At 58.3% G+C, this 26,164-nt stretch carries 29 protein-coding genes and 1 tRNA gene; 11 read left to right on the top strand and 19 right to left on the bottom strand.

The features are described 5' to 3' along the window. The first annotated feature begins 48 nt into the window (after positions 1 to 48). Positions 49 to 138: transfer RNA gene (locus ACR0KL_RS01010), tRNA-Ser, on the top strand. 581 nt (positions 139 to 719) lie between these two features. Beyond that, a complete protein-coding gene (locus ACR0KL_RS01015) occupies positions 720 to 1,274 on the top strand; it encodes a hypothetical protein (RefSeq protein ID WP_170548657.1) in 555 nt (184 codons plus the stop codon). A 3-nt stretch (positions 1,275 to 1,277) separates the two neighbouring features. Here ACR0KL_RS01015 and ACR0KL_RS01020 read toward each other — a convergent pair whose 3' ends face one another. Next, complete coding sequence (locus ACR0KL_RS01020; RefSeq protein WP_480554393.1) at positions 1,278 to 1,400, bottom strand: hypothetical protein; 123 nt, start codon at positions 1,398 to 1,400, stop codon at positions 1,278 to 1,280. Positions 1,401 to 1,447: 47 nt separating this feature from the next. Here ACR0KL_RS01020 and ACR0KL_RS01025 point away from each other — a divergent pair, with 47 nt between their 5' ends. Further along, positions 1,448 to 2,476 carry an alcohol dehydrogenase catalytic domain-containing protein gene (locus tag ACR0KL_RS01025; RefSeq protein WP_480776553.1) on the top strand — a complete coding sequence of 343 codons (1,029 nt, stop codon included), beginning with the start codon at positions 1,448 to 1,450 and terminating at the stop codon, positions 2,474 to 2,476. A gap of 58 nt (positions 2,477 to 2,534) precedes the next feature. Here ACR0KL_RS01025 and rpsI read toward each other — a convergent pair whose 3' ends face one another. The 3 genes from rpsI to ACR0KL_RS01040 all read right to left on the bottom strand — a co-directional run bounded on the left by rpsI (position 2,535) and on the right by ACR0KL_RS01040 (position 5,051). Then, positions 2,535 to 3,020: a 30S ribosomal protein S9 gene (gene rpsI / locus ACR0KL_RS01030; protein WP_039535473.1), complete on the bottom strand. Its 486-nt coding sequence runs from the start codon at positions 3,018 to 3,020 to the stop codon at positions 2,535 to 2,537. Between the two features lie 6 nt (positions 3,021 to 3,026). Continuing rightward, complete coding sequence (gene rplM / locus ACR0KL_RS01035) at positions 3,027 to 3,485, bottom strand: 50S ribosomal protein L13 (protein ID WP_170373746.1); 459 nt, start codon at positions 3,483 to 3,485, stop codon at positions 3,027 to 3,029. Between the two features lie 162 nt (positions 3,486 to 3,647). Then, entirely contained in the window at positions 3,648 to 5,051 is a 1,404-nt protein-coding gene (locus tag ACR0KL_RS01040; RefSeq protein WP_480776554.1) for an aminotransferase-like domain-containing protein, read from the bottom strand. Between the two features lie 99 nt (positions 5,052 to 5,150). On the opposite strand from ACR0KL_RS01040, the gene ACR0KL_RS01045 reads away from it, so the two are divergent. Continuing rightward, positions 5,151 to 5,378 (top strand): DUF1127 domain-containing protein, encoded by a 228-nt coding sequence (locus ACR0KL_RS01045; RefSeq protein ID WP_170373748.1) that lies wholly within the window; start codon positions 5,151 to 5,153, stop codon positions 5,376 to 5,378. Positions 5,379 to 5,441: 63 nt separating this feature from the next. Here ACR0KL_RS01045 and ACR0KL_RS01050 read toward each other — a convergent pair whose 3' ends face one another. After that, positions 5,442 to 5,885 (bottom strand): PaaI family thioesterase, encoded by a 444-nt coding sequence (locus ACR0KL_RS01050; protein ID WP_170373749.1) that lies wholly within the window; start codon positions 5,883 to 5,885, stop codon positions 5,442 to 5,444. Between the two features lie 58 nt (positions 5,886 to 5,943). Between ACR0KL_RS01050 and ACR0KL_RS01055 the strand changes: the two genes are divergently transcribed. The 4 genes from ACR0KL_RS01055 (at position 5,944) to gluQRS (ending at position 9,848) form a co-directional block, all read left to right on the top strand. Beyond that, positions 5,944 to 6,729 carry an enoyl-CoA hydratase gene (locus ACR0KL_RS01055; RefSeq protein WP_170676081.1) on the top strand — a complete coding sequence of 262 codons (786 nt, stop codon included), beginning with the start codon at positions 5,944 to 5,946 and terminating at the stop codon, positions 6,727 to 6,729. 257 nt (positions 6,730 to 6,986) lie between these two features. After that, positions 6,987 to 8,327: a methylenetetrahydrofolate--tRNA-(uracil(54)-C(5))-methyltransferase (FADH(2)-oxidizing) TrmFO gene (gene trmFO, locus ACR0KL_RS01060; RefSeq protein WP_170676082.1), complete on the top strand. Its 1,341-nt coding sequence runs from the start codon at positions 6,987 to 6,989 to the stop codon at positions 8,325 to 8,327. Positions 8,328 to 8,364: 37 nt separating this feature from the next. Next, entirely contained in the window at positions 8,365 to 8,979 is a 615-nt protein-coding gene (locus ACR0KL_RS01065; protein WP_170676083.1) for a class I SAM-dependent DNA methyltransferase, read from the top strand. Next, positions 8,976 to 9,848 (top strand): tRNA glutamyl-Q(34) synthetase GluQRS, encoded by an 873-nt coding sequence (gene gluQRS, locus ACR0KL_RS01070; protein ID WP_170676084.1) that lies wholly within the window; start codon positions 8,976 to 8,978, stop codon positions 9,846 to 9,848. The genes ACR0KL_RS01065 and gluQRS overlap by 4 nt, the downstream gene beginning before the upstream one ends. A 55-nt stretch (positions 9,849 to 9,903) precedes the next feature. On the opposite strand, the gene hisI is transcribed toward gluQRS, so the two are convergent. Next, positions 9,904 to 10,293: a phosphoribosyl-AMP cyclohydrolase gene (hisI, locus tag ACR0KL_RS01075; protein ID WP_170548634.1), complete on the bottom strand. Its 390-nt coding sequence runs from the start codon at positions 10,291 to 10,293 to the stop codon at positions 9,904 to 9,906. 48 nt (positions 10,294 to 10,341) lie between these two features. Between hisI and ACR0KL_RS01080 the strand changes: the two genes are divergently transcribed. Next, positions 10,342 to 10,794 (top strand): iron-sulfur cluster assembly scaffold protein, encoded by a 453-nt coding sequence (locus ACR0KL_RS01080; RefSeq protein WP_170638675.1) that lies wholly within the window; start codon positions 10,342 to 10,344, stop codon positions 10,792 to 10,794. A 59-nt stretch (positions 10,795 to 10,853) separates the two neighbouring features. Beyond that, positions 10,854 to 11,492: a MarC family protein gene (locus ACR0KL_RS01085; protein WP_170373756.1), complete on the top strand. Its 639-nt coding sequence runs from the start codon at positions 10,854 to 10,856 to the stop codon at positions 11,490 to 11,492. Positions 11,493 to 11,678: 186 nt separating this feature from the next. Here the strand turns inward: ACR0KL_RS01085 and ACR0KL_RS01090 are convergent, their stop codons facing one another. The 5 genes from ACR0KL_RS01090 to sciP form a co-directional block, all read right to left on the bottom strand. Continuing rightward, positions 11,679 to 11,801, bottom strand: a complete 123-nt coding sequence (locus tag ACR0KL_RS01090; RefSeq protein WP_256439826.1) for a hypothetical protein — start codon at positions 11,799 to 11,801, stop codon at positions 11,679 to 11,681. 113 nt (positions 11,802 to 11,914) lie between these two features. Continuing rightward, positions 11,915 to 14,005 carry an ATP-dependent DNA helicase RecG gene (gene recG / locus ACR0KL_RS01095; RefSeq protein ID WP_480776555.1) on the bottom strand — a complete coding sequence of 697 codons (2,091 nt, stop codon included), beginning with the start codon at positions 14,003 to 14,005 and terminating at the stop codon, positions 11,915 to 11,917. After that, a complete protein-coding gene (gene ligA, locus ACR0KL_RS01100) occupies positions 14,002 to 16,254 on the bottom strand; it encodes an NAD-dependent DNA ligase LigA (protein ID WP_170676086.1) in 2,253 nt (750 codons plus the stop codon). The genes recG and ligA overlap by 4 nt, the downstream gene beginning before the upstream one ends. 125 nt (positions 16,255 to 16,379) lie before the next feature. Beyond that, positions 16,380 to 17,096: a response regulator transcription factor CtrA gene (gene ctrA / locus ACR0KL_RS01105; protein ID WP_170466869.1), complete on the bottom strand. Its 717-nt coding sequence runs from the start codon at positions 17,094 to 17,096 to the stop codon at positions 16,380 to 16,382. 84 nt (positions 17,097 to 17,180) lie between these two features. Next, positions 17,181 to 17,474, bottom strand: coding sequence for a CtrA inhibitor SciP (gene sciP / locus ACR0KL_RS01110; RefSeq protein ID WP_170466867.1), 294 nt, complete (start codon positions 17,472 to 17,474; stop codon positions 17,181 to 17,183). Positions 17,475 to 17,602: 128 nt separating this feature from the next. Between sciP and mnmA the strand changes: the two genes are divergently transcribed. Continuing rightward, complete coding sequence (mnmA, locus tag ACR0KL_RS01115; protein WP_170676087.1) at positions 17,603 to 18,748, top strand: tRNA 2-thiouridine(34) synthase MnmA; 1,146 nt, start codon at positions 17,603 to 17,605, stop codon at positions 18,746 to 18,748. On the opposite strand, the gene ACR0KL_RS01120 is transcribed toward mnmA, so the two are convergent. The 8 genes from ACR0KL_RS01120 to bamA all read right to left on the bottom strand — a co-directional run bounded on the left by ACR0KL_RS01120 (position 18,745) and on the right by bamA (position 26,144). After that, positions 18,745 to 19,290, bottom strand: a complete 546-nt coding sequence (locus tag ACR0KL_RS01120; protein WP_480776556.1) for a carboxymuconolactone decarboxylase family protein — start codon at positions 19,288 to 19,290, stop codon at positions 18,745 to 18,747. The two genes, mnmA and ACR0KL_RS01120, sit on opposite strands and share 4 nt — an antisense overlap. Before the next feature lie 80 nt (positions 19,291 to 19,370). Then, a complete protein-coding gene (locus tag ACR0KL_RS01125; protein WP_170676089.1) occupies positions 19,371 to 19,946 on the bottom strand; it encodes a hypothetical protein in 576 nt (191 codons plus the stop codon). Next, positions 19,939 to 21,105 (bottom strand): lipid-A-disaccharide synthase, encoded by a 1,167-nt coding sequence (lpxB, locus tag ACR0KL_RS01130; protein WP_170676090.1) that lies wholly within the window; start codon positions 21,103 to 21,105, stop codon positions 19,939 to 19,941. The genes ACR0KL_RS01125 and lpxB overlap by 8 nt, the downstream gene beginning before the upstream one ends. After that, complete coding sequence (locus ACR0KL_RS01135; protein ID WP_480776557.1) at positions 21,105 to 21,899, bottom strand: LpxI family protein; 795 nt, start codon at positions 21,897 to 21,899, stop codon at positions 21,105 to 21,107. The genes lpxB and ACR0KL_RS01135 overlap by 1 nt, the downstream gene beginning before the upstream one ends. A gap of 4 nt (positions 21,900 to 21,903) precedes the next feature. Continuing rightward, positions 21,904 to 22,689 carry an acyl-ACP--UDP-N-acetylglucosamine O-acyltransferase gene (gene lpxA, locus ACR0KL_RS01140; RefSeq protein WP_170373766.1) on the bottom strand — a complete coding sequence of 262 codons (786 nt, stop codon included), beginning with the start codon at positions 22,687 to 22,689 and terminating at the stop codon, positions 21,904 to 21,906. Beyond that, positions 22,686 to 23,159, bottom strand: coding sequence for a 3-hydroxyacyl-ACP dehydratase FabZ (gene fabZ, locus ACR0KL_RS01145; RefSeq protein WP_480776558.1), 474 nt, complete (start codon positions 23,157 to 23,159; stop codon positions 22,686 to 22,688). The genes lpxA and fabZ overlap by 4 nt, the downstream gene beginning before the upstream one ends. A 75-nt stretch (positions 23,160 to 23,234) precedes the next feature. Beyond that, positions 23,235 to 23,753, bottom strand: a complete 519-nt coding sequence (locus tag ACR0KL_RS01150; protein WP_480554400.1) for an OmpH/Skp family outer membrane protein — start codon at positions 23,751 to 23,753, stop codon at positions 23,235 to 23,237. A 72-nt stretch (positions 23,754 to 23,825) separates the two neighbouring features. Further along, on the bottom strand, positions 23,826 to 26,144 hold the full coding sequence (bamA, locus tag ACR0KL_RS01155) for an outer membrane protein assembly factor BamA (RefSeq protein WP_480776559.1): 2,319 nt from the start codon (positions 26,142 to 26,144) through the stop codon (positions 23,826 to 23,828). Positions 26,145 to 26,164 lie beyond the last annotated feature (20 nt).

A 26,164-nucleotide genomic window follows, 5' to 3' on the forward strand; every position in this document is an offset into this window, starting at 1 on the left:
TGCACCCCTGAGCGTTCCTCACTAAATCCCCCCCTCACAGACCCCCGCGGAGAGGTGCCGGAGTGGTCGAACGGGGCGGTCTCGAAAACCGTTGTGGGTGCAAGCCCACCCAGGGTTCGAATCCCTGTCTCTCCGCCATAATCTCCAATTGGGTTCTTTGCTTTTACAGACCGACTGGCTTATTGCTCTGCGCAAAGAGAGGGGCTGGCCAAGACCCCCTCATCCAGCCCCCCTCACACCGCCCCTCACATTCAACCACAAAGTGAGAGATCAGTGCCCCTTTTGGCCCAATAGGCCTATTCAAACAAAAACGTTACTCGTTAATTTGGGGACCAAACCCGAGCGCGACCCCCACAATGTCACTTTTGCCCCGTCTGACTGCAGTGTCGGTCATTTTGGGGTCAAAGGCAGTGAAGTCCTTCACATAAGACCAAAAATTCGACCGAGCAGTAAAGTGCGAGCATCGTCGCAGGTTTCGCTCGGCACCACGTTCTCGTGCAACGCCCATACCTCAAACGCCAGGCTCAACGCGGTAATGCGATATCCTCGAAATTCAATGCAAAGCGCAAAGCGGTGGGCGCTTTGTCGCCGGAACAAGCCGCACAATCAGCGTAGCTTGGCCCAAACCCGTATTCTGCTGAGAAATCACAAGAATTCCCCTTTGAGTCGTCCTAGATTTGGATCATCCCAGCGGCACAAATTTCCAAAGGAGACTCATAATGTCGCGTACTCTTCTTATAATCATCGTCCTCGTCGGTCTTGGCGCGGGCGGGTATTTCTATCTCAACCAACCTGAACCGACGCCGGCCGAAAGACTTGAAGCCGCAGCCGAGGATGCGAGCGATGCCGTCAGCGAAGCGGCCTCGGCCGTGCAGGACGCCGCAAGCGAAGCGTTGGAATCGGCCACGGAACAAGCCAGCGAAGCGGCGTCATCTCTGACCGAACAGGCCTCTGAGGCCGCGTCATCTGTTGCGGATCAGGCTACTGAGGCCGCCAATTCAATCGCGGATCAGGCGTCCGAGGCTGCAGACCAAGCCGGTGATCAGGTTGCCTCGCTGGCAGATCAAGGTCAGGAGCTGTTCAACTCCTGGGTTGAAGAGGGCATGCTGACAGCTCAGAACTTCGACTATGACGCTATGGTCGCCTCGGTCCAGAACAGCGAGATGGCACAGGGTGTCAAAGATCAGGTGATCAAGATCCTGGATGAGATCAAAGCCTCGCCCGAGGCCGTTCTGACCAAGCTTCAGGACCTGCAGAATGCGATGAGCCAATGAGGGTCAGGCCGTCCACTGTCGGCCATCTCCACATGCCGCGACGTTAGACAGCGGCAGAATTGACGCGGCGCGGAGCTTTTGTTTGGCTTGACCCAACAAGAACCCCGCGCCGTTTTTCTTTGCCATCAGGCTAACTCCTGATCCGGAGAAACGCGCAATTCAAGGACTGACCAATGACCGACTTGCCCTCCACCATGCGCGCCGTTGTCCTGAAACATGACGGCTATTCCGGCACCATGACAGGCCCCAAAATCACAGACGCGTCTGAGTGGTTGGCAGACGCCGAATTACCCGTCCCTACCCCCGGCCCCGGACAGGTTCTGATCCGGCTGCGCACTGCCTCGGTCAATCCGTCAGATATTCACTTCATCAAGGGCGAATACGGCCAACCCCGTGTCAATGGTGCCGCTGCGGGCTTTGAAGGGTGCGGAGATGTTGTGGCAACGGGAAAAGGAGCGGAAGGCTTACAAGGCCTGCGCGTCGCCTTTGTCGCCGCCGGATCGGGGGCGTGGGCCGAATATGTCGTGACCCAAATGCAAATGTGTATCCCTCTGCGCCCCGACATCTCGGACGATGACGGGGCTGCGCAGATCGTCAATCCGCTAACAGCGATGGCCATGGTCGATATAGCCAAGAAAGACGGCGATGCGTTTGTTGTTTCAGCCGCAACCAGCCAGTTGGGTAAGCTGATGTGCAGCCTTGGGCGGGATCTGGGCTTAAAGCCCATCGCCATGGTGCGGCGCGCTGAGGCCGCTCCGATGCTGAAAGCGCTTGGGGCTGCGGAAGTTCTGGTCACAACGGACCCTGACGTTGCGCACCAATTTGCCGAACTGAGCGCCAAGCTGAAGCCCCGCGTCTTTCTCGACGCTGTTATGGACCCTCTGTCCGAGCAGATATTCTGCGCCATGCCCAATCGCGCGCGCTGGATTTGTTATGGCAAACTCGGCAGCGACGCCCCGACCCTGACCCAAACCGGGCAGCTGATATTCATGGGCAAACGGATCGAAGGGTTCTGGCTGACCAACTGGATGATGACCACCCCTCCAGCCGACCAGATGCGCGTTGTGACCGAGGTTCAGGCGCGCTTTGCCGACGGGCGCTGGAAAACGGACGTATCCGAGCGTCTGGCGCTGGGCGATCTGATCGCCAACCTGGCGGACGCTTTGAAAACGAGTGACGGGAAGGTGATGATCACGCCCTAACCCTATGAAAAAAGGGCCCGCACTTGCGAACCCTTTTGAATTTCGTTGTTCGCAGCGATTAACGCTTCGAGAACTGGAACGAACGACGCGCTTTGCGCTTACCGTATTTCTTACGTTCCACAACGCGGCTGTCGCGGGTCAGGAAGCCAGCGGCTTTCAGAGCACCACGCAGCGAGGGATCGTACAGCTGCAGCGCTTTCGAGATGCCGTGCTTGACCGCACCGGCCTGACCGGTCAGGCCACCGCCTTTGACGGTTGCAACAACGTCGAACTCACCTTCAACACCAGCAACCTGGAACGGCTGGCGCAGGATCAGCTGCAGAACCGGACGAGCGAAGTACTTGTCCTGGTCTTTGCCGTTCACGGTGACCTTGCCGGAACCCGGCTTGATCCAAACGCGGGCAACAGCGTCTTTACGCTTGCCGGTGGCGTAGGAACGGCCCAGCTCGTCACGTACGGGTTCACGCACGATGACTTCTTCGGCCACGGTTTCAACGCCTGCGACGGCGCTCAGCTCTTCGAGAGTATTGATCTGATCAGCCATCGGTCATTAGCTCCGGGTGTTTTTCTTGTTCATGGACTTAACGTCCAGAACTTCGGGGGCCTGGGCTTCATGCGGGTGCTCGGCACCGGCGTAAACGCGCAGGTTGGTCATTTGCTGACGCGCCAGACGGTTGCCCGGCAGCATGCGCTTGACGGCCTGAACGACAACGCGCTCAGGATGTGCACCTTCCAGGATCTGCTGTTTGGTGCGCGACTTGATGCCGCCCGGGTGGCCAGTGTGCCAGTAGAAGTTCTCTTCGCGCTTCTTGCCGGTCATCTGGATTTTGTCAGCGTTGATCACAATGACGTTGTCGCCCATGTCCATGTTCGGGGTGAACGACGCTTTGTGCTTGCCACGCAGACGCATGGCGACGATCGAAGCAAGACGGCCCAGAACAACGCCCTCGGCGTCGATCAGGATCCATTTCTTGTCGATGTCTGCAGGTGTTGCAGAAAAGGTTTTCATGGCAGGATAGTCCTGTTTGATGTGAAAGACCGCCCCAAGACAGAGCGGTCCGAATTCGATGGAGGGGGTTTAGACCTGCTTAGAATGCACGTCAACACACGTAATCAAGTTTTTATTGTTCTTTTTTAATGACTTATAAAATAGGTATTATTTTACCCCACTCTAAACGCTGATTTGTTCAGGCGGATTATCCAGTAAAGCCCGCAGGCGGAGCATCGCATCCTCGAACCTCTGCAGGGATACATGCCCGTTCATCGCAATGCGCACCGCATTCGGGGCGCGCCCGTCCCGCAGCGCGAACTCATCCGCAGATCGCAGTTGAATCCCTTCTCGCTCAGCGGCACGGCTGAACGCAGCAGCCCGCCAACCCGACGGCAAATGCAGCCAAACAAACGGCACATCAGGCGCCCAGTTTAGATCGAACCCGCCCAGAGCATTCACTGTCACCCGCACATACTCTCCCATCCGCGAGCGCACATCCCGCGCGATTTGGCGCGTGCGAGGGTCAGAGAGCAGCAGTCTGGTCAGTTCAGCCAGCGGCTGTGCCAGACCAAAGTATCCGTATTCGGCTGATCGGCGCAGATCCACGCTCCGGTCTCTGGGCGCAATAGCGAAGCCGACGCGCAAGGACGGTGTCAGCACTTTCGAGATCGAAGACACGTGCCATCCCCGCTCAGGGGCCAACGCGCGGAAACTGGGTTCTTTTGCGTCTCCCATCCGGTAGCAGTCGTCCTCGACAATTTGCACATCGAATTTCCGTGCAATTTCCACGATTTCTTTACGCCGCTCCAAAGGGGTATGCAGTCCGGTCGGGTTCTGAACCTCGGGCGAGACACAGACTGCCTGCGCTGGCGTCTGGCGCAAGACATGCTCCATCGCTGCCGGGTCGATGCCCCATTTGTCCATTCGGATGCCAACCACATCGGCCCGCATCAACTCTGCCGCACGACGGAACCCGGCATAGGAAAGATCTTCGACCATAACGATCGGTTTGGGACCCTGCAGGATGGTCTGGAATACAAGGCACAGGCCGTTCTGACCTCCGTGTGTCAGTACAATGTCGTCGTCGCTCAACTTGCCAAGCGGCAAGTCCGACAACCATTCAACAACCGCCTGACGCATAGGTCTATACGCATCGCGTGTCGGATAATTCATGAACAAAGCCGGATCCGACTGCGCGACTTTCTGTAGACACTCGCGGATAAGAGACACCTGCCCCATATCCGCGAGCCTCGGGCTGAACAGGCTGACGTGATTGGCATTCTGAGCCTCAGCCAGATGAAGCTGCCTGGACCAGACATCGTCCAGAATCGGGGATTTGGGAGGAGCTACAAATGTACCACGTCCGACCTCAGCTTGTAGTAAGCCCTCTTCGGTCAGAATCGTATAGGCCCGCGCGACGGTTCCCGGAGTGATCTGGAGCCGATACGCAAGTTCGCGCACAGGGGGCAGTTTGGCCCCGATATCTAACGTCTTACTTTCAATCGCTTTTCGTATTGTATCAGCCACTAGCGTATACTTGGGCCCTTTGGATTTTGGCAGCGTCTCCGGCCAAATTGTATCCATTACAATTCTTCCTTTGCATTTGACACAATTGCGAATGTATCAAACACATGTACCGAACATTGCTACTTTGTGTCAATACAATTTGAAAGGAATACTGAGATGACACGCACAATGCACACTCCCGCCCTTACACTGCTGAACGCCAGCCCCCGGCTGCCGCTGATCGCTGTGCTGGCCGTGCAGTTTGCGGCGGCGGTCACTCAATGGGAACGCCGTCGTCGCAGTCGCGTCAATCTGGGAAAGCTGGATGACAGGTTGCTCAAGGACGTAGGCCTGACCCGTCTGCAAGCCGACCGCGAAATCAAGCGCTATTTCTGGCAGCTTTAACCCATCCCCAGTCCCAAATTCATTTGGGACCTCTTCCCTGGCCGGGGTTCGCCCCGGCCCTTTTTATCCGAATTTTGCAGCCGAAGACCCGGCGGGCGGGATGGAATAGGTCATACTGGCCCGCGCCACGGGCTGATCTGATCCGACCGAGTAAATCAATACATCGCCAACGGCCAGAGTGCGCCCCAGTTTCAGAAGGCGACATTCAGCGATCAGATCTTTGCCACCTTCAGGTTTGCGCAAAAAGTCCAGAGAGCTGTTGGTCGTCACCGCCAAGGACTGACGCCCCTTGCGCGCCAACACCATGGCATAGACACAAACATCCGCCAGACCGAACATGGACGGTCCTGAAACCGTACCGCCGGGGCGCAAATGACGGTCTTCGACCACGAGGCGCATGGTAATTGTCTCCTCGGTCAGGTTCTCAACCACGAAATCGCGATGAACCTGTGGGAATACCTCCTTAAGGTACTGCGACAGCTCGTCTTTGCTTAACGCCAATCCCATGCTTCCCCTCCTTCACTTCTCACCCTAGAGTTGGCCCAACAGCCAGCGGGAGGGCAAGATGGCAATTTTAGAACGTAACGACACAGGTGCCATCGCGCGGTTGCACATGAACGCACCTGAAAGGCTGAACGCGCTGAGCGACGAGATGCTGGCCGCGTTGCAGGCCGAGTTCGATGCGCTGCGCGTCGACCGTTCGATCCGGGCCGTTGTCCTGTCCGGCGAAGGCAAGGCCTTCTGCGCCGGGCATGATCTAAAACAGATGACAGCCGGACGTCAGTCTGAGGATGGCGGCAAGGCCTACTTTCAGGACCTCTTTAACCGGTGCGCGCGGATGATGATGTCGATTCAGTCCCTGCCCCAACCCGTTATTGCGCAGGTCCACGGCATTGCGACAGCTGCGGGTTGTCAATTGGTCGCCACCTGCGATCTGGCTGTCGCAGCCGAAGGTACGCGTTTTGGGGTGAACGGAGTGAATATCGGCCTGTTCTGCTCGACCCCCATGGTCGCGCTCAGCCGCAATATTCCCAGAAAGCAGGCATTTGAGATGCTGACCACCGGAGGTTTCCTCTCAGCCGAACGCGCGCAGGAACTGGGGTTGATCAATCGGGTTGTCCCTGAATCTCAACTCAACGACCAAACCCTCGCCTTGGCCGAACAGATCGCAGACAAGCTGGGCATCGCCGTCAAAATCGGAAAAGAGGCGTTTTATCAACAGCTTCAGATGCCGCTGGATCAAGCCTATGCCTATACCGGAGAGGTAATGGTGCAGAATATGCTGCATCGCGATACCGAAGAAGGCATTTCTGCGTTTATCGAAAAACGCCCCCCGAATTGGTCTCAATAAGACAATTATTCCGAACATTTTTCATCAATGTCATCATTTTTGCACTTTTCAAAAGGGCAACAATGTGGCAATGCTGGGACGAGGCTAAGGCCTCAGCTACACTTTTGGGTCGCCGTGGGCGGAAGGTCCCTCCAAGCTGGTTTCTCTCACTGGCGTTGACATTCCCGCAGCGGCGACCCCAAGACCTCCCCTAAAATCTGAATCATTTGACGGTTGCTCAGTTGCGCCTGCTTGGGCTCTGCCCTATGTGGCAGCGCATGACACAAGCATTGCATATCGTGGGCGGCGGCATGGCCGGGTCCGAGGCCGCATGGCAAGCGGCGGAAATGGGCGTGGATGTTGTGATCCACGAAATGCGCCCCACCGTGGGCACCTTTGCGCACCAGACCGGCAATCTGGCCGAGATGGTTTGTTCCAACTCGTTCCGCTCAGACGATGATGAACAAAACGCCGTGGGTCTGCTGCATTGGGAAATGCGCGCTGCGAACGGCTTGATCATGACGACTGCAGATGCCCACCGCTTGCCCGCAGGCGGGGCGCTGGCCGTCGACCGCGATCCGTTTGCCGAGACGGTCACGGCTAAACTGCGCGCGCACCCGCGGATCACGGTGACGGATGAAGAGGTTACCTCTCTGCCTGACGACGGGCAGTGGATCTTTGCCACCGGCCCTCTGACCTCAGCCAAGTTAGGTGAGGCCATCCAAGCCGAAACCGGATCGGACGCGCTGGCCTTCTTTGATGCCATCGCGCCGATTGTCTATGCCGAGAGCATCGACATGAGCAAAGCCTGGATGCAGTCGCGCTATGACAAAGGCGAGACCGAGGAAGAGCGCACCGCCTATCTGAACTGCCCCATGGACCGCGACCAGTACGAGGCTTTCATTGATGCCCTTCTGGCCGCTGATAAAACCGAGTTCCACGAAGGCGAAACCGCCGGCTACTTCGATGGCTGCCTGCCGATTGAGGTGATGTCTGAACGGGGCCGTGAAACTCTGCGCCACGGGCCAATGAAACCCGTCGGTCTGACCAACCCCCATCAGCCAGACGTGAAACCTCATGCCGTTGTGCAGCTGCGTCGCGACAACGCTCTTGGCACGCTGTTCAACATCGTGGGCTTCCAAACCAAGATGAAATACGGCGCCCAGACCGAGGTATTCCGCATGATCCCCGGCCTAGAGAACGCCAGTTTCGCACGCCTTGGCGGGATACACCGCAACACGTTCATCAACTCTCCGACGCTTCTGGACGCGCAGATGCGTTTGAAATCAAAGCAAAATATCCGCTTCGCCGGTCAGATCACCGGTGTCGAAGGCTATGTCGAAAGCGCGGCTATGGGGCTTTTGGCAGGTCGACTGGCGGCAGCTGAAATTCTCGGCCGCGCCCTGCCCGAGCTACCGCAAGACAGCGCCATGGGTGCCCTGATCCACCACATTACCGGCGGCGCGGAGGCCAAGACGTTTCAGCCCATGAACGTCAATTTCGGCCTGTTCCGCCCTGTGGATGGCCTGAAAGGTGGCCGCCGGGGACGCAAAGACCGCTACAAAGCCTACACCGACCGCGCCAAGGCTGAATGGACGGAGTGGCTCGCGCAAAGCTGACTGGACGATAGCGGACCCAGCGGCTTAACATGCGGCTATGAGTGACAAGTTTTTCAAGGACACATACGGATCGAAATCTCCGCAGGACACCCAAGCGCATTACCAGAAATGGGCCGCAACCTATGAGGATTCTGTGGCGGAACAGGGATATGCCACCCCGGGTCGGGTTGCTAAAGCGCTGTGGTCCAAGAGGCCTGAGGCACAAACGCCCATTCTCGACTATGGCTGTGGAACGGGGTTGTCCGGTGTTGCGCTGCGCTCAGTCGGGTTTGAAGTGATCGACGGAATGGACCCCACGCCCAATATGCTTGAGGAGGCCAAAGCGAAGAACGTCTATCGATCGCTGATCGGCTTTGATATATCGGATCCCGAACCCATTGAACACGGCGCTTACTCAACCATTTCAGCCATCGGAGTGATCGGTGCCGGAGCAGCACCGCCTGAAACTCTGGACCTCCTCATGCACGCGTTGCCCAAGGATGGTCTGCTGGCATTTTCTTATAACGATCATTCACTTGCGGACTACTCTTATACTTCACGCCTGAACGACTGGTTGGACATGGGTGCCGCGCGCCTGCTGTTTAAGGAATACGGGCCTCATCTGCCCGGAATGAACATGAAATCTGACGTGTACATACTTGAAAAGACGTGACTTTTACGACTCGCTTTGCGCCTTCCCCTACAGGTCCTCTGCATCTTGGTCACGCCTATTCGGCGATGCTGGCCAGTGACATGGCTGCCTGCGAAGGCGGCACATTCCTGCTGCGGATCGAGGATATCGACCAGTCCCGCGCGCGACCGAAGTGGGTGGATCAGATCTATGCAGATCTCGAATGGCTGGGCCTCAGATGGCCGACACCCGTTATGAGGCAATCCGAGCGCATGCAGATCTATGAACAGGCCCTCGATACCCTATGGTCGAAAGGTCTTTTGTATCCTTGTACCTGCAATCGCAAGGATATCGCCGCAGCGGCCAGCGCCCCGCAGGAAGGGGCACCTCTGCACGGGCCGGATGGGATCATCTATCCCGGCACCTGTCGGCATAAAGCCAGCCGAAACAGCAAGGAACGACCTAAAGACACGCCCCTGAGGCTTGATATGGCCATGGCGGCGCAATCCGCTCTGTCACATGGAAGCAGCAGTTTTCTCGAATTGGCCACTGGCCCAAACGGAGAAACCGGACGGATTTCCTTCGACAAAACCGAACTGGAAACAACGATCGGTGATGTTGTCCTGTCCCGCCGAGGTATGGGCACCTCCTACCACCTGTCCGTGGTCCTCGACGATGCGGCACAGGGGATCACCCGCGTCATTCGCGGTCAGGATCTGTTCGAGGCAACGCGTATTCACGTCTTATTGCAGGCTCTGCTGGGCTTACCCACGCCCGAATACCTGCACCACCGCTTGATCCGCGACCCGAACGGCAAACGCCTCGCCAAACGAGACGACGCCCGCGCCATCGCAAAATACAGGGCCGAAGGCGCAAGCCCTCAGGACATCCGCGCCATGGTCAACCTCTGACCCCGCATTGTCTTTTCAAAAATACTCAGACCGAAGGTGGCGACATCTGCGCCACTCACTCCATCGGCTTCATCAACTCGACTTCTTCACCGTCGCGCACGGCCGTGTAGAAGCACGACCGGCGGTTGGTATGACACGCCGCGCCGGTCTGACGGATCACGACCAAGATGCAATCACGGTCGCAATCAAAGCGGAAATCGACCAGTTCCTGAATATGCCCGGACGTCTCGCCCTTAATCCAGAACGCCTGGCGCGAGCGCGACCAGTAGGTTACGCGCCGCGTCTCCAGCGTGCGCTCAACCGCTTGCTGGTTCATCCAGGCCATCATCAACACCTCACCCGAGGCGTGATCCTGCGCAATTGCGGGGATCAACCCGGCTTCATTATATTTCAGATCCGATGGATCGAACGTGACTGTGTCAGACATGACAAAAACCTTTTGCATCCCGAGGGCTGACCACTATGTATGGGGAACACGGAACGAGGGAAAGCCATGAGCGGCGAGAACGACCTGATTAAGCTGTACTCCGGGCGCATTCTGGCGCTGGCGGCTGATATCCCGCATCTTGATCGGCTGGATCAGCCTGATGCGACGGTCAAGAAACGCTCGCCGCTTTGCGGATCAACCGTAACCGTTGACGTGACGATGAAAGACGGTCGCGTTGTTGAATTTGCGCAGGACGTCAAAGCCTGCGCCCTCGGTCAAGCGGCCGCTTCGGTGGTGGGTGACGCCGTGGTTGGGGCCACGCGGGCGCAAGTTGAAACCGCCCGCGATCAGCTGAAGACCATGCTAAAAAAGGATGGCCCCGCCCCGGATGCCCCGTTTGACGGGCTTGAGGTTCTGATCCCCGCCCGTGAATACAAAAACCGCCATGCCTCAATCATGCTGGCGCTTGAGGCAACAGCTGAAGCGATGGAACAAGCCGAACAGTCGAACTGCGCCTAAGCTTGGCGTTCTAAACCAAACCTGTTTAATTTCACCCAAACTTCGGTGGAGGAATGGGCTTGAACAACCTGCTCGAACACTTCGTGACGTTGTGGGTTGTCATTGACCCGATCGGCACAATTCCTGTTTTCATCGCCGTCACTGCGGGCCTCGAAGCCGCTGCACGGCGCAAAACGGCGATGCTCGCGTCGTTGATCAGTGCCGGCGTGCTGCTGTTCTTCCTCGTCTTCGGACAACTGCTCATCGAGGCGCTGGATATCGGGTTGAACTCGTTCCAGGTTGCCGGAGGGATCATCCTGTTCCTGTTCGCGCTGACAATGATCTTTGGCGAAAGTAAACAGGAGATCGAACAACGCGCCGCCGAAGACGACAAGGAAGATAAGGTCCATAAGCACAACCCAGCGATCTTCCCTCTGGCTGTACCATCCCTGGCGTCACCCGGTGCGATGCTAGCGATCGTGATCCTGACCGACAACCACCGCTACAGCGCCGCCGACCAGGGGATTACTGCGTTGGTCATGCTGTCGGTCGTGCTTATCGCCTTTATTCTGATGCTGTTGGCTGAACCGATCATACGCCTGATCGGCCATTCCGGCGCGGCAATCATCAGCCGGGTGATGGGGATGATCCTGGCCTCGGTCGCGGTGAATTCCGTTCTGTCGGCCATGTTGGAAATCATCAAAACCGGTCAGCTATAAAAAAACCGCCGCTCCTTCCGGGCGGGAAGGGCGGCGGCAGGCAATGCGTTTCTCGTGTGGGGTCCGGGACACCGCGCGGGGCCGAGGCATGGCCCCTCAAGGGGTTTGGGACAGGCAGGTCACCCTTGATTTCACTGGGGATGACAGGCGCGGGCTATTCGGCACGAGATCGCAGGCAAAAAAGGGTTAGAAACCAACCGGAAGGTGAAGAGCCACCATCAGCATAACGACCAGAGACGCAACACCCGCAGCATCCTGCAGGATGGTCGAGTGCGAGCGCGTGATTACGGTCTTGATCTGGGTCAGCATGGGTCACCTCCGGGTCAGGGATTTAATCCTTTGTTGACCTTTTGTTCTCATATTTCCCCAAGTCGGTAAAGAACTTTTTGAGAACATTTGCGAACTTTATGGATACTTTGGTACTAACCTACTGAAATCAAACGGATCGCCTGATCCTGTTTCATCAGCCAAAGCAGAACACGCGCGGCCTTTCCCCGGTCCGAGGTCAGTTTGGGATCGGTATTCAGCAAGGCCCGCGCATCGGTCTGGGCCACGGCCATCAATCCTGCCTGCCGTTCCAGATCCGCAATACGAAACTTCGGCAGGCCCGACTGGGCGGTTCCAATCAGATCTCCCGCACCGCGCATCTGTAGATCGGTCTCAGAAATGCGAAAGCCATCCTCGGTCTCACGCAGGACCTCCAACCGTTTGCGGCCGCCCTCACTGAGAGGTGCCTGATACATCAGAAGACAGGTCGAATCCGCATCCCCTCGGCCAACGCGTCCGCGCAACTGGTGCAGTTGAGCCAGACCAAAAATCTCAGCCCGTTCGATCACCATGATCGAGGCATTGGGGACGTTTACGCCGACCTCGATCACAGTCGTCGCCACCAGAACCTTGGTTTCACCTGTCTGGAAAGCGGTCATGGCGGCATCTTTTTCGGCAGGCGGCATCTGCCCGTGGACCAAACCAACGGTGCCCTCGCCCAAGATAGCGCGCAGCCGTTTGAACCGCTCTTCCGCCGCTGTCAGGTCGGAGACCTCGGATTCGTCGACCAGCGGACAGACCCAGTAACACTGCCGCCCTTCCTCAATGGCGCGGCGCAGATGGGCGACGACTTCTTCCATCCGTCCCGTGCTTACAATCGCGGTCTTGATCGGTTTTCGCCCCGGCGGTTTTTCGTCCAGAACCGAGACATCCATATCGCCATATTGCGCCAAAGCGAGACTGCGCGGAATCGGCGTGGCCGTCATGACCAGAACATCGGCACCCTGCCCTTTTTCCGAAAGCTCCATCCGTTGGCGTACGCCAAAGCGATGCTGTTCGTCGACAATCGCCAGACGCAAGGCCTTGAATGCCACATCACCCTGGAACACTGCATGGGTGCCCACGAGAATCTGAATATCGCCAGCCTCCAAAGCAGCCAGCTTGGCCCGCCGCTCTGCCCCCTTGTCGCGTCCGGTCAGGATTTCCAACACAACGCCAGCCTCTTCCGCCAAAGGGCGTAACCCCTCGAGATGCTGGCGCGCCAGAATCTCGGTCGGAGCCATCATGACCCCCTGCCCTCCGGCCTCGACCGCGACTAGCAGAGCCATAAACGCCACCAGAGTTTTTCCTGCGCCCACGTCACCCTGAAGCAGCCGGTTCATGCGCGATTCCGAGGCCATATCGCCCGCGATTTCATCTATCGCCCGTGTCTGCGCACCAGTTGGCCGGTACGGCAGGCTCGCCAGAACCTTTGATTGCAACGCGCCCGTGCCAACGCTGACAATCCCGCGTGCTTTGCGTTCCCGTTGCCGCGCCAGAGCCAGCGTCAACTGATGCGCCAGCAGCTCATCATAGGCCAAACGCTCGCGCGCCGGGGCGAATGAGGCCACGTCATCCGCGCCTTGAGGGTTGTGTGCGGCCTGAATTGCCGCGTGCCATGAGGGCCAGTTCTGACTGCTGATCTGCGCCGGATCAGCCCATTCGGCCAGGTCTGGTGCACGCGTCAAAGCGCTACGGACGGCCTTAAACATGGTCTTTTGCGTGATCCCCTGCGTCAAATGATAGACTGGTTCAAACTCCGGTATTTCCGAGGCTTGTTCTACCGGCAGCATATGATCGGGATGCACCATCTGCGCCATGCCGTCGAACAGCTCCAACTTGCCCGAGATCACACGGCGCGATCCCTCCGGCAGGACTTTCTTCAGGTAGTCGCCACGCGCGTGAAAGAACACCAGTTGGAAATCGGCCTGACTGTCCTCGACATGGACCCGATACGCGCCGCCCCTGTTCCGAGATGGGCGATGCGGGCCGACCGTCACCTCAACCGTCAACGTCGACGGCAGATCAACCCCTTGGATCGTGTCGCGCCTGCGTTGATCAATCACGGCATAGGGCAAGCCGAAAAGAACGTCGCGCGGGCTTTCCATCCCGGCCTGCGCCATCGCCTGAGCAGTCTTCGGGCCGACCCCCTCTAAGGTTTCAACCCCTGCAAACAGGGGAAACAAGGATTCTGGCCGTCCGCTCATGCGCCGTCGATCAGCTGCAACCAGCCATCCTCATCCAGGGTTTCGATCCCCAGCTCTGCCGCCTTTTTGGCCTTCGAACCAGCGCCCGGCCCCGCAACCAAAATATCGGTTTTCTTACTAACCGACCCTGAGACTTTGGCCCCCAACGCCTCGGCCCGCGCCTTGGCTTCGGCACGTGTCATCTTTTCCAGCGTGCCGGTGAAAACCACGGTCTTGCCCGCCACCGGGCTTTCTGCGGCGGGCGCATCAGGCGGCACGACAGTCAAATGCGCCTTGAGCGCATCAAAGGCCTGTCGCTCCTCAACATTGGCGAAGGCGTCGGACAGGGCCAGACCAACCGTCGCGCCGATGCCGTCAACCGCAATCAGATCCGACCACGCGGCCGAGGCCTCCTCGGGGACGGACAATTCCGCGATGGCGGCGGTGCGGCTTTCCTTGATCCGTGCCCGGCGTCCTTGAGAGGCTGCGGCCACCCGTTCAGCCTCTTCCGCTTGATCCGCGGCGCGATACGCAAGCGCCGCCGACCGCGCGGCATCGACCGCTTGGGACATTGCCTCCCAGTCGCGGTAATGCAGCGCAAGATCACGCGCGACGACCTCACCTACATGGCGGATGCCAAGGCCAAACAGCAATCGCGCAAAGGGAATAGTCCGTTTTTCATCTATGGCCGCAAACAGATTACTGGCCGAGGTGTCCCCCCATCCTTCGCGATTTTTCAAACGGGACAGAGCACTTGAGTCCCGCTCTTGCAGATTGAAGATATCGGCAGGCGTTTTGATCGGCAGGACGGGATCTTCATAGAACATCTCGATCTGTTTTGCGCCCAAGCCTTCGATATCGAAGGCTTTACGAGACACGAAATGCTTTAACTTCTCAACGGCTTGCGCCGGGCAGATCATACCGCCCGTACAGCGCCGCACCGCGTCACCTTCTTCGCGCACCGCCGCACTTCCACACTTCCCACACGTGCGCGGGAACTCATAAGGAACCGCATCTTCAGGCCGTTTCGACAGGTCGACATCGGCGATTTTAGGGATCACATCCCCGGCGCGGTAGACCTGCACCCAATCCCCCTCGCGGATGTCCTTGCCATCCCGGATGGTGCCCCCCTTGGCATCGCGCCCGGCGATATAGTCTTCGTTGTGCAGCGTTGCATTCGAAACCACAACTCCGCCAACTGTGACCGGATGCAAACGCGCAACAGGGCTGAGCGCGCCGGTGCGGCCGACCTGAATGTCAATCGCTTCAAGCCGGGTCCAGGCCAGTTCAGCGGGAAATTTATGCGCGATGGCCCATCTGGGTGTCGTCGATCGAAACCCGAGACGGGCTTGCAGGCCAAGGTCATCCACTTTGTAGACCACACCATCGATATCATAACCCAGCGTCGCGCGCTGTTCTTCGATCGACCGGTAGTGCGCCAACATGTCCTGAGTTGTCTTGCACAAACGTGTCAGCGGATTGGTCGAGAACCCAAAGCTTTTCAGACGCTCAATCGCCCCATCTTGCGTCTCCGCCAGAGGGGCCGACAGCTCTCCCCACGCGTAGGCAAAGAACTTCAGCGGTCGCGCGCGCGTGATTTCGGCATCCAACTGTCGCAACGAACCGGCTGCAGCATTTCTGGGGTTGGCAAAGGGTTTGCCGCCAGCCTCAGCCTGACGTTGGTTGAGCGCTCCGAAATCCGCGTGAGACATGTAGACCTCACCGCGCACCTCCAGAATATCGGGGGCGCCTGCGATAGTATGTGGGATATCCGAGATCGTTCGGGCATTCGCCGTCACATTCTCTCCCACTTCTCCATCGCCCCGCGTGGCGGCTTGGACCAGTTTTCCCTGCTCATACCGCAGGGACAATGAAAGCCCATCGATCTTGGGCTCAGCCGTATAGGCCAAAGGCGCGTCCGCAGAAAGGCCGAGATATTTGCGAATCGAGCGGTCGAAATCCGCAACATCCTCATCATCAAAGGCATTGCCCAATGACATCATGCGCTGTGCATGCGTGACTTTGGAAAAGCCGTCCGCCGGTCGCGCGCCAACTTGATCACTTGGACTGTCAGAGCGTTTTAGATGCGGAAATTTCTCCTCTATTTCGATATTTCGCCGTTTCAGCGCATCGTATTCGGCATCCGAAATCTCGGGCGCGTCTTCCCCGTGATACAGCCTGTTGGCCCGCGACAGCAGGTCTGCAAGACGCGCGAGTTCGGCGCGTGCCTCGGCCTCTGTCAGGTCTGCTATCGAGATAGAAATGCTCATGGCCTCGCCCTGTCACTTTATTCTGGACTTCAGTGATAGGGCGAGGTCATGGCTAGGTCCAGATGTGCTGAGCCGTGAGTGGAAATGCCACCCTCTGGACCATAGGGGGCAAACGTCTTCGAACGTCAGGCGTTGACCGCCATCCGCGTCTCGTCGAGGGAGTTGCTTTGCGGGTCACGCAAAACGTAGCCGCGCCCCCATACGGTTTCGATGTAGTTGTCACCGCCCGTTGCGTTGCTGAGCTTCTTGCGCAGCTTGCAGATAAACACGTCGATGATCTTCAACTCGGGTTCATCCATGCCACCGTAGAGATGGTTGAGGAACATCTCTTTCGTAAGGGTTGTGCCCTTTCGCAAGCTCAACAGTTCGAGCATCTGATATTCCTTGCCGGTCAGATGCACCGTCTGACCATCAACCTCGACGGTTTTTGCATCCAGATTGACCGCAACACGACCGGTGTGAATCACCGATTGCGAATGGCCTTTTGAGCGGCGAATGATGGCGTGGATACGGGCCACCAGTTCTTCGCGATGGAACGGTTTGGTCAGATAATCGTCTGCTCCAAACCCAAAGCCCTTAATTTTGCTTTCGGTGTCATCGGCACCGGACAGGATCAAAATTGGCGTTTCCACCCGAGCAATGCGCAATTGGCGCAGAACCTCATGCCCATTCATATCCGGCAGGTTCAGGTCCAAAAGAATGAGATCGTAATCATAGAGCTTCGCCAGGTCGATCCCCTCTTCCCCAAGGTCCGTCGCATACACATTCAGGTTGGCATGAGTCAGCATCAATTCAATGCTTTTGGACGTGGTAGGATCATCCTCGACAAGAAGTATTCTCATTTCACTGCTCCAATTCGGGTCAAAACTTCCAACTAAAAATAAACCTGACCAAGAATGGTTAATCTTGCGTTACCGTTGAATCATTTATTCACTTTCGCCTTTAGGTTGTCGATATTTTTTTAGCGCGGTAACTTTCAGTGCATCAACGCCATGCTCTGCCACGGCAGAGACCCAGATGTTGAATTCCTCATCGCTGATGCCGTAGCGTTTCTTGGCCTCGGACAAGGTGATCAGGCCATAAAGTACCCCGCGCACGACAAGGATCTTGCGCGACGCCACCCAGCGCCGCGTGTCCGGCGGAGGCAGGTCGGCCTGCGACAAAATCGTGCCATCCGGCAGGGTTACAGACCGCGGACCTTCAACTTTGTGCAAATACATCTCTCAACCCTTTTCTGCTGCGACAAAGTTGACACCAGCCTACTTAATGCTGCGTGAAACCGCCCCTTGAGAGTGTGTAGAATTTTCCTATATTCTGCCGGTCTTTCTTAACCCGGACTGGAATCGCCATGGCCCTCGCCGCCGAGACCCAACTCAATTCGCTTGGCTTTGCCAAACCGCCCTCGGAAACGCGGGTGGTGGTTGCTATGTCGGGCGGCGTCGACAGCTCCGTCGTGGCCGCGTATCTGGCGGATCAGGGCTATGATGTCGTGGGCGTGACGTTGCAGCTTTACGACCACGGTGCTGCGCTGGCCAAAAAAGGCGCGTGCTGTGCCGGAATCGACATCCATGACGCGCGCCGTGTGGCCGAAGAGCGTGGGTTCCCGCACTACGTTCTGGATTATGAGAACGTCTTCAAGGACGCGGTGATTGACGAATTCGCCGATAGCTATCTGGCGGGCGCGACCCCGGTGCCCTGCATTCGCTGCAATGAGCGGGTGAAGTTCAAAGACCTGCTTGAAACGGCGAAAGACCTGGAAGCTGATTGCATGGCGACCGGCCACTATATCCAGCGGAAGATGGGACCCAATGGGCCGGAGCTGCACAGTGCCGAGGATGCGAACCGAGATCAGTCCTACTTCCTATTCTCGACCACGCCCGAGCAGCTGGATTTCCTGCGCTTCCCTCTGGGCCACCTGCCCTCGAAGGATGCGACCCGCGAAATGGCGGCGCAATACGGATTGGCCGTAGCGGACAAGCCCGACAGTCAGGACATCTGTTTCGTGCCCAATGGCAACTATGCCAGCGTCATCGAAAAGCTGCGCCCCGGTGCTGCCGAATCCGGTGAGATTGTCCATGCCGACGGCCGCGTTCTGGCGCAGCATAACGGCGTGATCCACTACACGATCGGACAGCGCCGCGGGTTGGGTATCGGAGGCCTGAGCGAGCCGCTTTACGTGGTGAAACTGGATGTCGACAAGAAGCAGGTCGTTGTCGGCCCGAAAGAGATGCTGGCCACGCGAACCGTTCCCGTGCGCGAGATCAACTGGCTGGGCGATGAACCCTTCACGTCACGCGACGAATGGCATGTGTCGGTCAAAGTGCGATCAACCCGTCCCCCGCGCGAGGCGATCATTCGACCATTGTCTGACACCACAGCCGAGGTCGAATTGCTGACACCCGAAGAAGGCATCTCTCCCGGTCAGGCCTGCGTGTTCTACGACCCAAACAGCAGCCGCATTTTTGGTGGCGGCTGGATTTGGCGCGGCTACTAGGCCGAGACCGGCGTAACCTCGGGTTCGATCTGAATTTGAAGGGCGTCGTTGAACCGGTTGAAGGCCCCGCACAGGGCAATGCGCCATGTCAGTTCAACGATCTGCGCGTCAGTGAACCACTCTTTCAGGTCTGCGACCTCCGCGTCGCGCATCCGGCCTGAGCGGGTGGTCACCGCTTCGGCATAACGGACCACCGCCTTGTCACAGGCGTCCAGCTCGGGGTGATCTTCGACCTCCGGCAGCCGTGCGACACCTTCTGCGCTGAGACCTGCCACGGTCAGCAAGGGCGCGTGATGCGACACGCAATAGTCACAGGCATTCAGCTTGGATACCGTAACCATCGCCAGCTCCAACGCGCGGCGCGGAAGGGTCGCCTGCGCGCGCAAGGTGGTGAGCATCCCGCTGACATGTTCCAGAACCGGCGGGCAATGCGCCGCCACCCGCGCCCAATTGTCGAACGGCCCATATGCGCCCAATTCCGCATGCGCGGCTCGCGCGGCCGGTGTCATGTCATCGCCGGTCAAGGCGGGAATACGGGTCATCGAGGCTCTCCTTCTGCCGCAAGATATCGCAAGCTGCAGGTCCAACTGCAACGCTGCTTCATTCACAACAGCGACACAGATTAGAGTATATCCGTCGGCGAGTTCAGCAGAATGTAGAGACCGACGCAGACCATGATATAGGGCGCGATCTTTTCTAGCCGAGTGACGCGTGGACCCAGTTTCTGCGCATGAGGCGCGCCCCAGGCAGCAACGGCTGCCAAACTTGCCGAGGCACAGCCCGCACCAATCAGAGCCGCCAGCCGGAACGCAGGACTGGAATCTGCCAGCAAGGGTGTCATCACGGCGAATGTATCGACGGACAGGCTGAGAAACAGTGTCACAACCGAGGTCACAGCGCCCTTTGGCGTGTCGTCTGTTTGCTCAACACCTGAAATCTGGTGCCAGATACCGCGCAGGCCAAGTGCCAATGGAACGATCCCAAGATACCCGATCCACTCTGGCAAGCCGCTCTGGCTTAGGCCTGTTGCCACGGCTAATGACAGGCACAGGACAAGCCCATGCGCGACGGCGAACCCCACAAGCGAGCGGCGGTGATCCATCACCAGCATCAGCCCCAACAACACGGCCAGATTGTCGAGATTGGTCGACACCATCACAACCCCGGCCGAGATCGAAAAGAGAAGATACTCAAGCATCAGCTTTGGCCATCCCGGCCAAAACGGCCTTGGCGGCGCGTAGGCCCGGCGCCTCACCACCGCGGCCCAGACGATCCATCGTGACCGCCATGGCCTCACGCTGGGCCTCCGGCTGCGCTGCAACACGTTCCAGGGCTTCGGCGATCCGGTCGGGCTGGCAATCGTCCAGCAGACACTCTGGCACTGTCCGCGTGTCCGAGACCAGATTGACCAGCGTCGCCGTGTCCAGATGCACCATCCGCTTTGCGATCAGAGTTGTCAGCCAGTTGAGGTTATAGGCAATCACCATCGGCGTGGCCTGCGCCGCCAACTCCAGTGACACAGTCCCTGACGCGGCCAATGCCAGATCCGCCGCCGCAAAGGCCGCCCGCTTTTGCGTCACCGCCTGATCCGAGGGCAGATCACGTGGATCAACAACCACTGGCGATCCGGGCCAGTTGCGCAAATGATCGGTCACGGTGTCAACCATATGGGCCACCGCTGGCACAACAACCCGCGTTTCGGGGCGGGTTTTCAGGTAGAGCGAGAGCGCCTCGCCAAAGACAGGTGCAAGCCGGTCGACCTCGCCCCGGCGCGACCCCGGCAGGGCCAGCAACAGCGGCGCATCCCCCAGATCATAGGCATCACGAAAGGCCTTGATATCCGCCTCCGTCGCCTGCGGTTCGCTGGCGACCGGATGGCCGACAAAATCGCACTCCATCCCCGCGCGCTCCATGTAGGGCGGCTCGAAAGGAAGCAGAGCCAGAACGTGATCGATCACCTTCGCCATCTTGTCCGCTCGACCCGGGCGCCAGGCCCAGACGCTGGGGGCGACATAGTGAACAGTGCGAATGTCGCTGCTCGCCTTGACCAGTTTGGCCACTCGCAACGAAAAATCCGGGCTGTCGATGGTTATCAGAACATCTGGTTGGGTGTCCAATACCGCCTGCGCCGTCTCAGATATCCGGCGTTTGAGGTGGAAGAACTTGGGCAGCACCTCAACCAGGCCCATGACGCTGAGTTCGGACATGGGAAAGCGGCTGTTCAGACCCTGCGCCTGCATCAACGGCCCGCCTACCCCGTCAAACGCGACGTCAGGGACCAGCGCCTTTAGACCCTCCATCAAAGCGCCGCCCAGCCGGTCGCCCGAAGGTTCTCCGGCGACCAGAAAAACGCGCATCAGACGGCCCGCTCGCGCACATAGAGGAACAGGCCAAGGCGGTTGCACTCCGCGATCACGTGATCCCGTCGCAGCACCATCACGCCACCTTTTTCGATAACGATGCCCGTGAGACCCGCGGCCACCGCATCGGTAACGGATTCCGGGCCAATGGCAGGCAGATCAACGCGCCGATCCTGATCGGGTTTCGGACCTTTGAACAGAACCCCGCCGCCCGCATCCGGGCGCTGGGTTAGGGATTGCAACATCCAGGCTGTGCCAAAAATGCTCTCAACCGCCAGAGCCTGGCCTTTGGAGACGGCACAGGCCTGACCGATATCGGCGCTGCCCATCGCGCGCAGAATACCTGCGGCGCGGTCGGCATCTGCCAGATCACCCTCGGACGGGCGCGCCTCGGTCAGACATCCCAGCGGAGGCAGTAGATCAGGTACGATCTCATGCGCGGCTTTGACGGCCAGGCCCGCATCCTCAAAGATACCGATCACAGCGCGTAAAGCGCCATCATCACCCGACATCATCGCCTTTTGAATGATCGGCACCAAAGGTATCGTTGCGGCATCAATCCGCGCGGGATCGACTTTGGGCCGCTGCACCGCACCCGCCATGCAGATCTGCGTCACGCCACGCACCTTGAGATCTGCGAGAAAGCTGCCGAGCTGCTCCAGACGGAAAACGACGTCTACAGACAGGCTCTCAGGTTCGAACCCCTCCATCGCGCAGACCAACGGACGGTCTGGCAGAGCGTCCACGACAGCGTCCGGCAGAACACCCGTTCCTGCGATCAAAGCCAGCATTTGGTTATTTCCTCGGCGTCAGGAACGAGCGATCTGATTGGCCGGTGACGAACTCGACAATGCGTTGAACATATTCGCTGTCGGTGTCCTTGCCTGCGCGATGGGCGCGTTCCTGAAAGGTCCCCTCGCCGCCGGACAGTTCCTTGAACGCCGCCCGCAGTGCCGAGATATCCTCACGCGATACACCGCGCCGTTTAAGACCGACAAGGTTCAACCCGTCCAACTCGCCACGCGGCGCTTGAACCAGACCATAGGGAATGACGTCATTCGGCACCATGGTCAGCGCGCCGATGATGGCACCACGACCGACACGCACCCACTGGTGCAGACCCGAGATACCGCCAACGATTACGTCATCTTCGACGATACAGTGTCCCGCCGCGCCCGCATGGTTCACCATGATCACACGGTTGCCGATCTGAACGTCATGGGCCACGTGAACTCCGGCCATGAACAGGCAATCATCACCGATCCGAGTCACACCACCACCGCCTTCGGTGCCGGTGTTGATCGTCACATGCTCGCGGATGCGGTTGCGTTGGCCGATCTCAAGCCGCGTATTCTCGCCGCCGAATTTCAGATCCTGCGGAATCTCACCGATCACCGAGAAATTGAAGATCACAGTATCGTCGCCAACCGTAGTATCACCTGTGACGACCACATGCGTCTTCAGCTCGACCCGATCGCCCAGTTTGACCTGAGGACCCACGTAGCAGAACGGACCAATCACGCAGTCCTGACCGATCTGCGCACCGTCTTCGATGATTGCGCTTGGGTGAATGCCGCTCATGTTGTTTTTTCCATGTCCCAGTCGACATAGGCCGAGAATTCGGCTTCGGCTGCGACTTCACCATCAACGGTCGCGCGTCCATTGAACTTAAACAGCTTGCCGCCCTTCTTGCCGCGCAGGGTTTCGACATTCATCTCAAGCACGTCACCCGGCACCACCTTGCGGCGGAATTTGCATTTGTCGATGCTCATGAAATAGATCAGCAGCTCGGTATCAATGACATCCATGCCAACGCCCAGCATCACGCCCGAGGTCTGCGCCATCGCCTCGACAATGGTGACGCCCGGCATGATCGGCGTTCCAGGGAAGTGGCCCTGGAAATGAGGTTCGTTCATGGTGACATTCTTGATGCCACGGGCCGATTGATAGCCGTTGATGTCGACCACCTTATCGACCAGCAGAAACGGATAGCGATGCGGCAATATCCGCTGAATCAGCTGAATGTCGGCGCTTTTGGTTTCCGTCGTCATCGTTCACTCGTCCCGTTATTTGGATGTGTCAGTTTCCGCGTGGTTAGCAATACCGGCCCCCGAGGGCAAGCGAACCTATTCGCCTGTACCGTCCTGCAGGCCGGTTCCATCGCCAATTGCGGCATTGATGCGGGCAATCGCATCGTCGGTGATGTCGGAGGTGTCGGCGCTTAGGAATACGTTCGCGCGCTCCAGCACGACGGCGGCCCCTGTTTCGCGCATAAGCTCGATTAGAACAGGCTGCGCCAGGGCATAAAACGTCTGGCGGCTTTCTTCGCTACGCCGGGCCAAAGCGTCCAGTTTGGCGCGCTGGCCTTCGCGATGCGATTGCACCTTTTCGTCAAAGGCCTGCGCAAGAGGGCGGAAATCCTCTGGAGCCAGCTCGGCGCGTTTCTGCGTCAGGTCTTTCTCTTCGCTGCTGAGTTCCGCGACGATCCGTTCATTCTCTTCCGCGAGTTGCGCGCCCTCGGATTCGATCTCGCGCAACACGCGCTGACCGAACGCTGAATCCGCAAACAACCGGTCGCTTGAGATGGTCAGGACCAGCGGATCTCGCACGCCCAATTGCTGCGCCGCTGTTTGGGACGCAAGCACAAGGCCCAGCAAAAGGCAAAGGGCCCGAACCGGGCCCCATGCGCGTCTAGATATTCGCAACCGCATGCCGGATCAGAACCGAGCCTGAACGGTCAGGTCGAAATTCTGTTCCTTGTCGAAGTCTTCCTTCTTCAACGCTTTCGAGAAGTTGAAACGCAGCGGGCCAAATGGTGTTTCCCATAGAACCGACACACCGATGACGTGACGAATAGAGCCATCCGCACCTACAATATTTGCACCTGCGGTATTTACGTCATTGATGTTGTAAAGGTTGCCAACGTCGTAGAACAAACCGCCCCGCAGGCCAAGCTCTTCCGGCAGCCCCAAAGGGAAGTCGCTTTCGAACCGCGCAACCCAGTAGTAGTTGCCGCCGATGGCGTCGTCTTGCCCATTTGATAGATCACGCGGGCCGAGACCGGCCGGTTCAAACCCTCGGAACGTGTTCGGCCCCAGAACGAAACGGTCGATGGTACGGCTGAAGTCATTCCCCGACCAGTGAAGCGCACCGGCCTCAAGTGTCGCGCGCAGAACGACCTCTTCGTTCCATACACGGGTTTGCGCGATCGTGCGCGCCGTGGTCTTGAAGTACTTGTTGTCGCCACCCAGGCCAGCTGCATCGAAGCCAAGTTCGAACAGCACACCCGCATTCGGGTTCAGTCCGCCGATACGGCTGTCATAGACATAGGTCAGGCCAAAGCTACTGTTGACCCGCTCACCCTGTGCGATCTCCGATGTGATGACCGCACCGTTCGTCTCGTTGTCCTGTTGGGTCATTTCCGAGCGTTCCCAGCCATAGCGTACGCGCAGGGCCGACAGTTCGCCGATCGCATAGGTCAGCTGAGGGTTAAAGAACAACCGATCCGTATCATAGCTGGCAAAGCTGGAGTTCGTGGTCGCGATACCCAGGCCCAGATCAAAGCGCAGTTTGCGGCCCAGAAGGTACGGCTCGGTGAAGCTTAGCGAGTATTGCTCGGAGTCCTGAGCAGTCGAGATGGTCAGACCAAGGTTCTGCCCCCGGCCCAGAAAGTTCGATTCATTCAGGCCGATGGCGACACCGAAACCATCCGAAACCGAGTAGCTACCACCAAGGCTCAGCGAGCCGGTAGGCTGTTCCTCGACATCCACATCCAGGATCACCTGGCTTGGCGAAGACCCTTCGCGCGGCTCGACCTCTGCGTTGGCAAAGAAACCTAGTGCGTTGATCCGCTCAGCCGCTTGACGGATTTCACGTGGGTTGAACGGGTCGCCTTCCACGGTGTCGAACTGACGACGGATCACCCGGTCCAGCGTTGTTGTGTTGCCCTCGATATCAATCCGTTCCACGAAAATCCGTGGCCCACGGCTGAGGACGAATTCCACATCCAGCGTCAGATCACGCGGGTTGCGTGTTACGCGCGGTTCGACCCGCAGGAAATCCACGCCCTGCTTAACACCCAACCGCTCCTGACGCGCAATCGAGTTCTCGATCAGGGTCGGCGAATAGGTCACGCCCGGTTTGATCTTCAGAGCATCCTGATAGATCGACGGATCCACACCCGGGATCTCGCTTACGGTCGTGATTCTGCCGAACGAGAACTTCTGCCCTTCGGTGATATTCATGACCAAGAAGAAAGCATCCCGCTCGCGGGTGAATTCAACATTGGCACTGTTCACACGGAAGTCGACATAACCACGTGACAGGTAGAAATCCCGGATGACCTGTTTGTCGAACTCGATCCGGTCCCCGATGAACGTATCGTTGCGGAAGAATGTCCGCAGGAAGGTCGCCTGTTTGGTCTCAAGCACGCGACGCAAACGGCGGTCCGAGAAGGCACGGTTGCCCACGAAGCTGACGCGTTCAACCTCAATCGTGGTGCCTTCTGCAACTTCAAACACCAGATCGACGCGGTTGTCGTTTCGCCGGATGACGCGCGGGATCACAGTTGCCGATACCCGGCCTTGGGCGGAATAGACTTCGGCAATCAGGTCGGCGTCCGCCTCGGCCGCCTGCGGAGTGAATACACGGCGCGGCTCGGACGAGATCACATCCAGCAGAAGATCATCTTTGACGCGACGATTCCCTTCGATGCTGATCTGGTTGATTGTCGGGTATTCCTGCACCTCGATCACCAGAGTCGTGCCACGAGGTGTCAATTCGACTGTCTCAAAAACACCACTGTCAAGTACACGCTGATAGGCGTCGTTCAACTGACCGGCCGAAACCGTCTGCCCGGGTTCGATTCCCGTCCGTTGGATGATTGTACCTGTCTCAATGCGCCGGTTCCCCTCAACCTCGAAGGAGTTGATGGTAAAGTTTTGCGCCTGTGCTGCATGCGGCAAAGCCAGTAAACCCATTGCCGCAGTAAGAAAAAGAAATGATCGTGTGCGCCACAAAATCTTGTTTGTTGTCATCTGCCCTCCGCAGGATATAC

It is taken from the genome of Ruegeria sp. C8 (assembly GCF_056537565.1).